This window comes from Enterobacter cloacae complex sp. 382A5, from assembly GCF_050031095.1.
Taxonomy (GTDB): domain Bacteria; phylum Pseudomonadota; class Gammaproteobacteria; order Enterobacterales; family Enterobacteriaceae; genus Enterobacter; species Enterobacter cloacae.
In genome coordinates this window covers 3,158,094-3,171,395 of record NZ_JBLGVK010000001.1, presented here as the reverse complement: position 1 = coordinate 3,171,395, position 13,302 = coordinate 3,158,094, and the positions used below count along the sequence as shown (strand labels likewise).

General features: G+C 53.5%; 6 protein-coding genes. 2 read left to right on the top strand and 4 right to left on the bottom strand.

Annotated elements, in window-relative coordinates; translation table 11 throughout:
• Positions 1 to 86: 86 nt before the first annotated feature.
• Positions 87 to 2,372 carry a class 1a ribonucleoside-diphosphate reductase subunit alpha gene (nrdA, locus tag ACQG2G_RS14910; RefSeq protein WP_020690664.1) on the bottom strand — a complete coding sequence of 762 codons (2,286 nt, stop codon included), beginning with the start codon at positions 2,370 to 2,372 and terminating at the stop codon, positions 87 to 89.
• A gap of 348 nt (positions 2,373 to 2,720) precedes the next feature.
• Entirely contained in the window at positions 2,721 to 3,449 is a 729-nt protein-coding gene (gene ubiG, locus ACQG2G_RS14905; RefSeq protein WP_020690665.1) for a bifunctional 2-polyprenyl-6-hydroxyphenol methylase/3-demethylubiquinol 3-O-methyltransferase UbiG, read from the bottom strand.
• A 146-nt stretch (positions 3,450 to 3,595) separates the two neighbouring features.
• Between ubiG and gyrA the strand changes: the two genes are divergently transcribed.
• Both gyrA and rcsC read left to right on the top strand, forming a co-directional pair.
• Positions 3,596 to 6,232, top strand: a complete 2,637-nt coding sequence (gyrA, locus tag ACQG2G_RS14900; RefSeq protein WP_061772909.1) for a DNA topoisomerase (ATP-hydrolyzing) subunit A — start codon at positions 3,596 to 3,598, stop codon at positions 6,230 to 6,232.
• Positions 6,233 to 6,367: 135 nt separating this feature from the next.
• Positions 6,368 to 9,214, top strand: a complete 2,847-nt coding sequence (rcsC, locus tag ACQG2G_RS14895) for a two-component system sensor histidine kinase RcsC (protein ID WP_020690666.1) — start codon at positions 6,368 to 6,370, stop codon at positions 9,212 to 9,214.
• An 89-nt stretch (positions 9,215 to 9,303) separates the two neighbouring features.
• Here the strand turns inward: rcsC and rcsB are convergent, their stop codons facing one another.
• Together rcsB and rcsD are read right to left on the bottom strand one after the other, a co-directional pair.
• Positions 9,304 to 9,954 carry a response regulator transcription factor RcsB gene (gene rcsB, locus ACQG2G_RS14890; RefSeq protein WP_003859405.1) on the bottom strand — a complete coding sequence of 217 codons (651 nt, stop codon included), beginning with the start codon at positions 9,952 to 9,954 and terminating at the stop codon, positions 9,304 to 9,306.
• 16 nt (positions 9,955 to 9,970) lie between these two features.
• Positions 9,971 to 12,643 (bottom strand): phosphotransferase RcsD, encoded by a 2,673-nt coding sequence (rcsD, locus tag ACQG2G_RS14885; RefSeq protein WP_023619743.1) that lies wholly within the window; start codon positions 12,641 to 12,643, stop codon positions 9,971 to 9,973.
• Positions 12,644 to 13,302: the final 659 nt, after the last annotated feature.

The following is a 13,302-nucleotide window of genomic DNA, read 5'->3' as shown; positions in this document are numbered from 1 at the left end:
TTCCCCCTCATCCCGGCCCTCTCCCACAGGGAGAGGGGGAAAGAGTTCCCTCTTCCTGTGGGAGAGGGTTAGGGTGAGGGGATTTATTAGATCTTACATGCGCCGCTTTCGCAGCCATCATCCTGAATTGACGGTGCCAGATCGTCCTGCGCGTCTTCTGCACCATCACGGGTGTTGTGATAATACAGAGTTTTCACGCCAAATTTGTACGCGGTGAGCAGGTCTTTCAGCAGTTGCTGCATGGGCACTTTACCAGACGGGAAACGCGTCGGGTCGTAGTTGGTATTGGCAGAGATCGACTGATCGATGAATTTCTGCATGATACCCACCAGCTGCAGATAGCCGTCATTGTTTGGCATTTCCCACAGCAGCTCGTAGTTGTCTTTCAGCAGTTCGTAATCCGGCACCACCTGGCGCAGGATGCCGTCTTTCGACGCTTTAATGCTGACGTGACCGCGCGGCGGCTCGATACCGTTGGTGGCGTTAGAGATCTGCGAAGAGGTCTCAGACGGCATCAGGGCAGAGAGCGTGGAGTTGCGCAGGCCGTGAGTCTTAATGGACTCGCGCAGTGCTTCCCAGTCCAGATGCAGCGGCGCGTTTGCAATCGCATCCAGGTCTTTCTTGTAGGTGTCGATTGGCAGAATGCCTTTCGCATAGGTGGTTTCGTTAAACCACGGGCATGCGCCTTGCTCTTTCGCCAGCTCGTTAGACGCTTTCAGCAGGTAATACTGGATCGCTTCGAACGTTTCGTGGGTCAGGTTGTTCGCGCTGCCGTCGGAGTAACGCTTACCGTGTTTCGCCAGCCAGTAGGCGAAGTTGATGACGCCGATACCCAGCGTACGACGGCCCATTGCGCCGCGTTTCGCCGCCGGGATTGGATAGTCCTGGTAGTCCAGCAGGGCATCGAGTGCACGTACGGCCAGTACCGCCAGCTCTTCCAGTTCATCCAGGCTCTTAATCGCGCCCAGGTTGAACGCAGACAGCGTACACAGCGCGATTTCGCCGTTTTCGTCGTTCACGTCTTCCAGCGGTTTGGTCGGCAGGGCGATCTCCAGGCACAGGTTAGACTGGCGCACTGGCGCAACAACCGGATCAAACGGGCTGTGGGTGTTGCAGTGGTCAACGTTCTGGATGTAGATACGGCCGGTAGAGGCACGTTCCTGCATCATCAGGGAGAACAGATCGACCGCCTTCACGCGCTGTTTACGGATGCTGTCGTCTTTTTCGTATTTGGTGTACAGACGTTCAAACTCGTCCTGATCGGCGAAGAACGCGTCATACAGACCCGGGACATCGGACGGGCTGAACAGGGTAATGTCTTCACCTTTCAGCAGACGGGTGTACATCAGTTTGTTGATCTGCACGCCGTAGTCCATGTGACGCACGCGGTTACCTTCAACACCACGGTTGTTTTTCAGTACCAGCAGGCTTTCGACTTCCAGGTGCCACATTGGGTAGAACAGGGTTGCCGCACCACCGCGCACGCCGCCCTGAGAGCAGGATTTTACTGCGGTCTGGAAGTGCTTGTAGAACGGGATACAACCGGTATGGAACGCTTCACCGCCGCGAATTGGGCTGCCCAGGGCACGAATGCGGCCGGCGTTGATACCGATACCGGCACGCTGGGAGACGTATTTGACAATCGCGCTGGAGGTCGCGTTGATGGAATCCAGGCTGTCGCCGCACTCGATCAGTACGCAGGAGCTGAACTGACGGGTTGGGGTACGCACGCCAGACATAATCGGCGTCGGCAGAGAAATCTTGAACGTAGAGACCGCATCATAGAAACGCTTAACGTATTCCAGACGGGTGTCACGCGGGTAGTTAGAGAACAGGCAGGCGGCCACCAGAATATAGAGGAACTGGGCGCTCTCGTAGATTTCGCCCGTGACACGGTTCTGGACCAGGTATTTGCCTTCGAGCTGTTTCACCGCTGCGTAGGAGAAGTTCATATCACGCCAGTGATCGATAAACCCGTTCATCTGCTCGAACTCTTCTTCCGTATAGTCTTCCAGCAGATGCGTGTCGTATTTACCCAGCTCAACCATTTTCACCACGTGGTCGTAAAGCGCAGGCGGCTCGAACTGGCCGTAGGCTTTTTTACGCAGGTGGAAAATCGCCAGACGTGCAGCGAGGTACTGATAATCCGGCGCTTCGCGGGAGATCAGATCCGCCGCCGCTTTGATGATGGTTTCGTGGATATCAGACGTTTTGATGCCGTCGTAGAACTGAATATGGGAACGCAGTTCAACCTGGGAGATAGATACGTTGTTCAGGCCTTCTGCTGCCCAGTCGAGAACTCGATGGATTTTGTCCAGATTGATACGCTCGGTAGTACCGTCGCGCTTTGTCACCAGCAGACTCTGATTCATGTGGGTTTTACCTGTCCGTGAAATAAAAAAATATCCCCCGTTTATCCACAGATCCGCCTTGTGACTAACTCTGTGGATAAATACTACATATAGGGGTTTTGCGATAAGAGAAACGCTATATGGTGAGTATTCTAGTAAGGATTCTTTTCAGTACAAGGGTTGATTTTGACGTTAAATTGAGGTTGTGAAAGGGTAAAAAAGGCTAAGTCCTCATGCTGTAAGGCCTGGAAGAGATGTCAATAATTAAGAAAAAAAATTCAAAATTTGATCGAGTGCTGATTTCTTCAACGGGAGGTCAGAATTGCGCAACATGATGTCGCGCAATCTTTATAAGAATAATGGATGACGTTAGTCGTTTTTGGCGGTGGTGTGCAACATATAGTTAACATCCACGCCCGGGGCGAGTTTGAATTTATCGGTCAGCGGATTGTAGTGCAGACCGGTGATGTGCTGCTCCTTGAGCCACGTCTGGTCAACCCAACCCAGTAACTCGGCAGGCTTGATGAATTTCTTCACGTCGTGTGTACCTTTGGGCACCATGCGCAGTACATACTCTGCGCCGACGACGGCCATCAGCCAGGCTTTGCCGTTACGGTTGATGGTCGAGAAGAAGACCTGGCCGCCCGGTTTCACCAGTTTTGCGCAGGCGTTGACGACGGACTGCGGGTCGGGAACGTGCTCCAGCATCTCCATGCAGGTGACCACGTCGTACTGGTGCGCATGTTTTGCCGCGTGTTCTTCAACGGTTTCCTGCACGTACTCCACCTGAATCCCGGACTCCAGCGCATGCAGACGGGCAACCTGCAACGGTTCAAAACCCATATCCAGGCCGGTGACGGTGGCCCCTTCGCGCGCCATGCTCTCTGCCAGGATGCCGCCGCCGCAGCCGACGTCGAGCACTTTTTTACCGAACAGACCGCCGGAACGCTCCGCGATATAGCCCAGACGCAGCGGGTTGATGCGATGCAGAGGTTTGAACTCACCTTCGAGATCCCACCAGCGGGACGCCACCGCTTCAAATTTGGCAATCTCTTCGTGGTCTACGTTGTGAGCCACCGGGGATTTTTCGGCATTCATGGGCGCTTTTACTCCTTATTTAGCAAGACGAATGAGTATATCAGGCAATCCCTGTGAATAAAGCGTATAGGTTTACCTGTATCACCGCGGCTGTGTTATAATTTGCGACCTTTGAATCCGGGATACAGTAGAGGGATAGCGGTTAGATGAGCGACCTTGCGAGAGAAATTACACCGGTTAACATCGAGGAAGAGCTGAAGAGCTCCTATCTGGACTATGCGATGTCGGTCATTGTTGGCCGTGCGCTGCCGGACGTCCGCGATGGCCTGAAGCCGGTACACCGTCGCGTACTATACGCCATGAACGTATTGGGCAATGACTGGAATAAAGCCTACAAAAAATCTGCCCGTGTCGTTGGTGACGTAATCGGTAAATACCATCCCCATGGTGATTACGCGGTGTACGCCACCATCGTTCGTATGGCGCAGCCTTTCTCGCTGCGTTACATGCTGGTAGATGGTCAGGGTAACTTTGGTTCTATCGACGGCGACTCCGCCGCGGCAATGCGTTATACGGAAATCCGTCTGGCGAAAATTGCCCATGAGCTGATGGCCGACCTGGAAAAAGAGACGGTTGATTTCGTTGATAACTACGACGGCACGGAAAAAATTCCTGACGTCATGCCAACGAAGATCCCTAACCTGCTGGTGAACGGTTCGTCCGGTATCGCCGTAGGGATGGCGACCAACATTCCGCCGCACAACATCACCGAAGTGATCAACGGCTGCCTGGCCTATATCGACGATGAAGACATCAGCATTGAAGGGCTGATGGAACACATCCCGGGCCCGGACTTCCCGACGGCGGCCATCATCAACGGTCGTCGTGGTATTGAAGAAGCGTACCGCACCGGTCGCGGCAAGATTTACATCCGTGCCCGCGCCGAAGTGGAAGCAGATGCCAAAACCGGCCGTGAAACCATCATTGTTCACGAGATCCCGTATCAGGTGAACAAAGCGCGACTGATTGAAAAAATCGCCGAGCTGGTAAAAGAAAAACGTGTTGAAGGCATCAGCGCGCTGCGTGACGAGTCTGATAAAGACGGTATGCGCATCGTGATTGAAATCAAACGCGACGCGGTGGGCGAGGTTGTGCTGAACAACCTGTACTCTCAGACCCAGCTGCAGGTCTCCTTCGGTATCAACATGGTTGCACTGCACCATGGTCAGCCGAAGATCATGAACCTGAAAGAGATCCTGAGCGCGTTTGTCCGTCACCGCCGCGAAGTGGTGACCCGTCGTACTATTTTCGAACTGCGTAAAGCGCGTGACCGTGCCCACATCCTTGAGGCACTGGCTGTGGCGCTGGCCAACATCGACCCGATCATCGAGCTGATCCGTCGCGCGCCAACCCCGGCGGAAGCGAAAACCGCGCTGATTTCCCGTCCGTGGGATCTTGGCAACGTTGCGGCAATGCTGGAGCGTGCCGGTGATGACGCCGCGCGTCCTGAGTGGCTGGAACCTGAATTCGGCGTGCGTGATGGTCAGTACTACCTGACTGAACAGCAGGCCCAGGCGATTCTGGATCTGCGTCTGCAGAAACTGACCGGCCTTGAGCATGAAAAACTGCTCGACGAATATAAAGAGCTGCTGGAGCAGATCGCTGAACTGCTGCACATCCTGGGCAGCGCAGAGCGCCTGATGGAAGTGATCCGCGAAGAGCTGGAGCTGATCCGCGATCAGTTCGGCGATGAGCGTCGCACCGAAATCACCGCCAACTCCGCAGATATCAACATCGAAGACCTGATCAACCAGGAAGACGTTGTTGTGACCCTGTCTCACCAGGGCTACGTGAAGTATCAGCCGTTAACTGACTACGAAGCACAGCGTCGTGGTGGTAAAGGCAAATCTGCGGCACGTATTAAAGAAGAAGACTTTATCGACCGTCTGCTGGTGGCGAACACCCATGACACCATCCTCTGCTTCTCCAGCCGGGGTCGTCTGTACTGGATGAAGGTCTACCAGTTGCCGGAAGCGAGCCGTGGTGCACGTGGTCGTCCGATCGTTAACCTGCTGCCGCTGGAAGCGAACGAACGTATCACCGCCATTCTGCCGGTACGCGAGTACGAAGAGGGCGTGAACGTCTTTATGGCGACTGCCAGCGGTACCGTGAAGAAAACCGCGCTGACCGAGTTCAGCCGTCCACGTTCTGCCGGTATCATCGCGGTGAACCTGAACGAAGGCGATGAGCTGATTGGCGTCGATCTGACTTCAGGCAAAGATGAAGTCATGCTCTTCTCCGCAGCCGGTAAAGTGGTGCGCTTCAAAGAAGACGCCGTCCGCGCAATGGGTCGTACCGCAACGGGCGTTCGCGGTATCAAACTGGCGGGCGAAGACAGCGTCGTTTCTCTGATTATTCCGCGCGGGGAAGGGGCTATCCTGACCGTGACGCAGAATGGTTACGGTAAACGTACCGCGGAAGGGGAATACCCAACCAAGTCGCGTGGCACGCAGGGCGTTATCTCTATCAAGGTGACCGAGCGCAATGGTTCCGTTGTGGGCGCGGTGCAGGTAGACGATGCCGACCAGATCATGATGATCACCGATGCCGGTACGCTGGTGCGTACCCGCGTGTCGGAGATTAGCGTGGTGGGTCGTAATACCCAGGGCGTTATCCTCATCCGTACGGCGGAAGATGAAAACGTGGTGGGTCTGCAACGTGTTGCTGAGCCGGTGGACGACGAAGAGCTCGACTCCATCGACGGTAGCGTCGCGGAAGGTGATGATGACATCGCACCGGAAGTGGACACCGACGATGATGCAGCGGATGATGCTGACGAGTAATGTCTCCTGACGCATAAAGGGCCGGATTCCGGCCCTTTTCTTTTGCAGATGCAGACAAGTCAACGTTGCGACAAGCCGCGTTTACCGCTACCTTAACCACATTCTTTTTGACCCCGACGGCGGAGCCTCGCCCCTTTGAAATACCTCGTCTCCTTTCGAACCACGCTGAAAGTCTCTCGCTATCTGTTTCGGGCGCTGGCGCTCTTGCTTTGGTTACTGGTGGCCTTGTCCTCGGTGTTTTACATCGTCAACGCGCTGCACCAGAAAGAAGCGGAGATCCGCCAGGAATTTAACCTAAGTTCCGATCAGGCCCAGCGCTATATTCAGCGCACCTCCGATGTGATGAAGGAGCTGAAGTACATAGCCGAAAATCGCCTGACGGCGGAAAACGGTATTCTTGCCATCCGCGGCCGTAATGACAAAACCGAAGTACCGGATTTCGAGCCGCTGTTCCCGGATTCCGACTGTTCCGCCATGAGCAACACCTGGCGCGGTTCCCTGGAATCGCTCTCCTGGTTTATGCGATACTGGCGCGACAACTTCTCCGCCGCCTATGACCTGAACCGCGTGTTCCTGATTGGCAGCGAAAACCTCTGCATGGCCGACTTTGGCCTGCGTGATGTGCCCGTTGAACGTGATGATGCGCTGAAAAGCCTGCATGAACGCATTTTGAAATACCGCAATGCGCCGCAGGACGAGCGCGGGAATAACATCTTCTGGATAAGCCAGGGGCCGCGCATGGGTGTGGGCTATTTCTATGCGCTGACGCCGGTTTATCTGGGCAATCGCCTGCAGGCGCTACTGGGCATTGAACAGACCATCCGCATGGAAAACTTCTTCACGCCGGGCAGTCTGCCGATGGGAGTGACCATTCTGGATGAGAACGGCCATCCCCTGATTTCACTCACCGGGCCGGATAATCGCCTGAACGTCGATCCGCACTGGATGCAGGAGCGTTCGTGGTTTGGCTATACCTCAGGATTCCGTGAGCTGGTGCTGAAGAAAAGCTTACCGCCATCGTCGCTGAGTATCGTCTATTCCCTGCCTGTGGATATGGTGCTTGAGCGGATCCGTATTCTTATCATGAATGCCATCCTGCTGAACGTGCTGGCCGGTGGCGCGCTGTTTACCCTGGCGCGGATGTATGAGCGGAAGATTTTTATCCCCGCTGAAAGTGATGCCCAGCGTCTGGAGGAACACGAGCAGTTTAACCGTAAGATTGTTGCCTCCGCACCGGTGGGGATCTGTATCCTGCGCACCCAGGACGGCACCAATATCCTCAGTAATGAACTGGCGCATAACTACCTGAACATGCTGACGCACGAGGACCGGCAAAGGCTGACGCAAATTATCTGTGGTCAGCAGGTGAATTTTGTCGACGTGCTGACCAGCACCCACACCAACTTACAAATTAGCTTCGTGCATTCGCGCTATCGCAATGAAAACGTGGCGATTTGCGTGCTGGTGGATGTCTCAGCACGTGTGAAGATGGAAGAGTCTTTGCAGGAGATGGCCCAGGCGGCAGAGCAGGCCAGCCAGTCGAAATCCATGTTCCTTGCCACCGTCAGTCACGAACTGCGTACGCCGCTGTACGGGATTATCGGCAACCTCGATCTGCTGCAAACCAAAGAGCTGCCGAAAGGCGTTGATCGCCTGGTGACGGCGATGAACAACTCCTCAAGCCTGCTGCTGAAAATCATCAGCGACATTCTCGACTTCTCGAAAATTGAGTCCGAGCAGTTGAAAATTGAACCGCGCGAGTTCTCTCCGCGCGAGGTGATGAACCACATCAGCGCCAACTATCTGCCGCTGGTGGTACGTAAACAGCTGGGTCTCTATTGCTTTATTGAGCCAGACGTACCGCTGACGCTGCATGGCGATCCTATGCGTCTGCAGCAGGTCATTTCGAACCTGCTCAGTAACGCCATCAAGTTCACCGACATCGGCTGTATCGTGTTGCATGTGTGCCGGGCAGGGGACTACCTGAGCATTCGTGTGCGTGATACTGGCGTTGGGATCCCGGCGAAGGAAGTGGTTCGTCTGTTTGACCCGTTCTTCCAGGTTGGTACCGGCGTGCAGCGTAACTTCCAGGGGACCGGACTGGGGCTGGCAATTTGTGAGAAGCTCGTCAGCATGATGGACGGCGATATCTCGGTGGATACCGAACCCGGTATGGGTAGCCAGTTCACCATTCGTATTCCGCTCTATTCTGCGCAGTATCCGGCGAAAACGACGGTTGACGGCCTGAGCGATAAGCGCTGCTGGCTGGCGGTGCACAACGCCTCGCTGAATGATTATCTGACGGCACTGCTGAACCACAGCGGCGTGCGGGTTTCCCGTTATGAAGGCCAGACGCCGGACGTGGACGATGTGCTGATCACCGATGACACACTGGCGCAACCGTGGCAGGGAAGGGGCGTGGTGATGTTCTGTCGTCGCCACATCGGTATTCCGGTTGAGCGTGCGCCGGGCGAATGGGTTCACAGTGTGGCGACGCCACATGAGCTGTTGGGGCTGCTGGCGCGCATCTACAGCGTGCAGCTCGAAGAGAACGATGGCGCGGCGACCCTGCCGTCACCGGAATCGCTGGCGTCGGTGAACGACGATATGATGATTCTGGTCGTTGACGATCATCCGATTAACCGTCGCCTGCTGGCTGACCAGTTGGGCTCGCTGGGTTATCAATGCAAAACCGCCAATGACGGTGTGGATGCGCTGAATGTGCTCAGTAAAAACCATATTGATATCGTTCTCAGCGACGTGAATATGCCCAATATGGACGGCTATCGTCTGACGCAGCGTATCCGCCAGCTTGGTCTGACGTTGCCGGTGGTTGGCGTCACGGCGAATGCGCTGGCGGAAGAGAAACAGCGCTGCCTGGAGTCAGGAATGGACAGCTGTCTGTCGAAACCGGTTACGCTGGACGTACTGAAGCAGACATTGTCGATTTACGCGGATCGCGTGAGAAAAACGCGGACATAAAAAAAGGCCCGTAAGGGCCTTTTACTTTTCACCCTCTCCCCGTGGGAGAGGGACGGGGTGAGGGCATCAGGACGCACACCCGTTCTGGATCAATCCTTATCCGTTGCGCTCAGCGTCACGGAGGAGAGATAGTTCAGCAGCGCGATATCGTTGTCCACGCCCAGTTTCATCATGGCTGATTTCTTCTGGCTACTGATGGTTTTAATACTGCGGTTCAGCTTCTTGGCAATCTCGGTCACGAGGAAACCTTCAGCGAAAAGACGCAGAACTTCGCTCTCTTTTGGCGACAGACGTTTGTCACCGTAGCCACCTGCACTGATTTTTTCCAGCAGACGAGAGACGCTCTCAGGGGTGAACTTTTTGCCTTTCTGCAGCGCAGCCAGCGCTTTAGGCAGGTCAGTTGGTGCGCCCTGTTTCAGTACAATCCCTTCGATATCCAGATCCAGCACGGCGCTCAGAATCGCCGGGTTGTTATTCATGGTCAGAACAATGATCGAGATGTCCGGGAAGTGACGTTTAATATATTTGATGAGCGTGATCCCATCACCGTATTTGTCTCCAGGCATGGAGAGATCGGTAATGAGCACGTGTGCATCAAGTTTTGGGAGGTTATTGATCAGTGCTGTAGAGTCTTCAAATTCACCGACTACATTCACCCACTCGATCTGTTCAAGTGATTTGCGAATACCGAACAGTACAATCGGATGGTCATCGGCAATAATTACGTTCATATTGTTCATGTATTAGGCTACCTTGCTACAGCAAGCTTTTGACGTAGGCGTCAATGTCGCTGATGTATTTTTCAATGCCAGAGGCATCTTTCTCACGAATTAGATGTTCCAGCGTTTCACATAACTGCTTGCCGGGAACCAGATTAAGCATGGCAAACACCCCTTTAAGCCGGTGTGCTGTCTGCGCCAGCGCTGCAAAATCATTCGCAGCGGACTCAGTATACAACCGCTTAACATCATCTGGTACTGTATCAACAAAGAGTGAATAATATCCGCTGGCGTGAAGCTCGGCATTTTCATTGCCGCCTAACGGGGATTCCGCTATCTCTTCCTGCGCCAGTTGCTCTTCTATTAGTTGTAGTACAGCTTCCTGCATCGCATTGCTTATATTAAAGTTGACGCGCAGCTGGCCTGGGCCGATTTTTCGCACGCCTGGCTCATCATCGCTTAAAAGCAAGCCGGAGGCAGTAAGATTAGACGGATTATCAGTTAAAAACAGATCAAATTCTTGACTTGAGAGTCTTTCATCCGGCGTGATGCAGGCCGCACCCCAGTTTTCCAGCAGGCGTACCACGATATTGCGGATCTCGTTCGAAGTCACATCCACCATCACAACCACATCGTCCAGCAGGCGTTCTTCATCTTCTTCCTGAGGATTGGCGGCCATTTTTACGTGCAGCGAATAACGGGTGCCAAGCGATTCACGGGCTTTAATGTTCAGATGGCCGCCAAGCTTGCGCGCCAGCTGATCGCACAGCCAGAAGGTCAGAGCATTAGCCTTACCGTAGCGATCGCTTTGGGTATCGTTCAGGAACGGGAAGTGCAGATTATCAATCTCACTGGTTGTAACGCCTTCACCGGTATCGAGGATACGGAACGTCAGACGATCCTCCGCGGACTCGTCGGTATTGACCTCAAGCGTGATTTTGCCAATTTGCGTGGTGGTGACGGCGTACTGAATAATCATCAGCAGAATACGACGCAGCGCCTCACGATCGCCGTGACGTTCGTCGTTGGCCGGCAGATGGTTGTTGATCAGCAGCTGCAGACCTTTGCGCTTAATCACCGGCAGAACTTCCGGCACTACTTCGTCAATCAGATCCTGAATCGAGAAGAGGGTCGGCGTGCCTTTCCAGAAGTCGTTCTCAAGCATGTTCGCGAGCTGGATCTCATCCACCATCCGCACCAGCGAATCCGCCTGGCTTGCCAGCTGTTGGCTTTCAGGCGTGCTCAACGCCGCCGCCTGCGTCGCCAGCGTTCTTAATGGCTGTTTGAAGGCATCACCAATATTTTGCATAAACGCGGCGCGACCCTGCTGATTTTTCTCATACAGTCTTTGCGCCTGCTTCAGTTTTTTGTTCACCAGTACTTCGCGATCCTGATCGCGAATAATGAAGATCTGCGTGCGGGAGGCGACCTGGCTGCGGAACTGACGGATCTCGTACAGTTCATTATTGATGGTGGCCTGAATCACCCCCTGATGCTGATCCGCCATGGTGGTGATGTTCTGCAGGTTAAGATGCGGCAGCAGATGGTCGGCAATTTTATTGCTCATCACCGTGCGGTTGGCTTCCTGGTCGTGAACCAGCACACCCAGCGGCAGTACTGAGATGATTTCTTCATTCAGGGCACGTAATACGCGCAATTCATTACTGGTTCCGGCCGGGACCGTTGAGGCATCGCTCTGACGCCCGGGCTGGAAACGGAACGTACTGTAGCCAAACAGCGCCAGCGCCAGTAGCCCAATATTCAGCAGCAGCGGTAACAGGATATTTTGCAGGGTGTCGAGCAGCAGCGTGCCAAACGGCACCTGCCACACCAGGCGCATACCGGTTGAGTTCAGCGAAGAGGCAATTTCAATCTTCGAGCCGTTAAAGGAGATAGAAACGCTTTCTGCGGCCTCTTTATCCGAGGCAGCACGCATGTTCTGGGTACTGCTGTCCGGCTCCAGGCGGAAGCTGTCGAGCGGCATATCCGGCGGGATCAGATCGTTAATCGGCAGATCGAACGCCACAACCGTCGCCAGATGTCCTGGCTGGTTAAAGGTGGTGCGAAGGGTAAAATAATGGCCATTTTGCCAGGCCAGACGGCGCAGGGAAGAGAAACTTTCGCGTTCATCAAGGGCGTTCGCCTGCTGCAGCATTTCTGCCCGGCGGGAATCGACAATGCTGCCCACGGTCGTCTCTTTAAAACCCGAGGAGAGATCTTTAAGCGGCAGGGTCGAGATCAGGATCATGCTGTTATCCTGACCGTTCAGATAGTACATCGACCATGGCACCGTCTCGGCACCCCAGAGGGTATCCAGATAGGTCGAAATGCGCTGCGTCATCTCAAGCGTCGCGCTGTCGTGCGAGCCGAAAATAAGCGCTTCCGTTTTGCGCTGCGGCTTTTCCAGGTAGTAAACGTCCTGCTTCAGGCGCGTTTCCTGCAGCCCTTCACCTGACGATGTCGCCGGGGCGGCCGCGATATTGTCGTAAATCTGCCAGGTGGCGTAGCGCCAGGTGTCAATGCGCTTGTGCACGGCATGCGTGATATCAACGACCTGATAGCTCTTATCCTTCAGCCAGGCGTTCACCGCGCTCTGAACCATAACCCCCATCGTGACCAACAGCACAACGATCAAAAGAAGAAAGAAACGGGTGATGCTCCCGGGGAGAAGGGAGAATTTGCTCGGGGCGGTAGTTTCAGTCTGACTCATTGATATGTTTAACCCGTAATGGCCGTGCTTTATGGCGATAGGGCAGTATAAAGGGTAATAACTGAATTTCCAGCCTCATAGCCTTTGAACACGCGACTTTTTCCTCTGTGAGTACTACTGAATGGTCTGTATTAAATGTGTACATACCCGAGGTGAATGTACAGATTACGCTCGATATCAGACAGAGAATAGCACGAATAAACAAGAAATTATGATTTGTTGCGTTGCGTTTTATGCGGGAGGGGTTTCAGGTGAATTTAGTTAATAGTCGTTATGATTTCTGTGCGGTAGCACAAAAAAAGAATAATTACGTAAAGAAAGGTAAAAAAAAACCGAATGCGAAGCATTCGGTTGAATTAGGGATAAACAGACATTCAAAGCTGAATGACGGTAATAAATAAAGTTAATGATGATAGCGAGAGTTATTTTAGTGATTACGCACGATCTTGTTTTGTCATTCAGTGCTGTAAATTTTTATATTGTAACTATATGATTTTTATGGGTGTATATTTTCGTTTGATTATTAGTGCTAATTTCTTAAGCGCTTTGTGCTTTGTAAAAGTTCCTTGATGTTTACAAATTGAAACATCTTGATAGTGAAATGAAACATTTTCAAAGTTTTCGTATCATATTCCTGTTGGATTATTCTGTAATTTTGA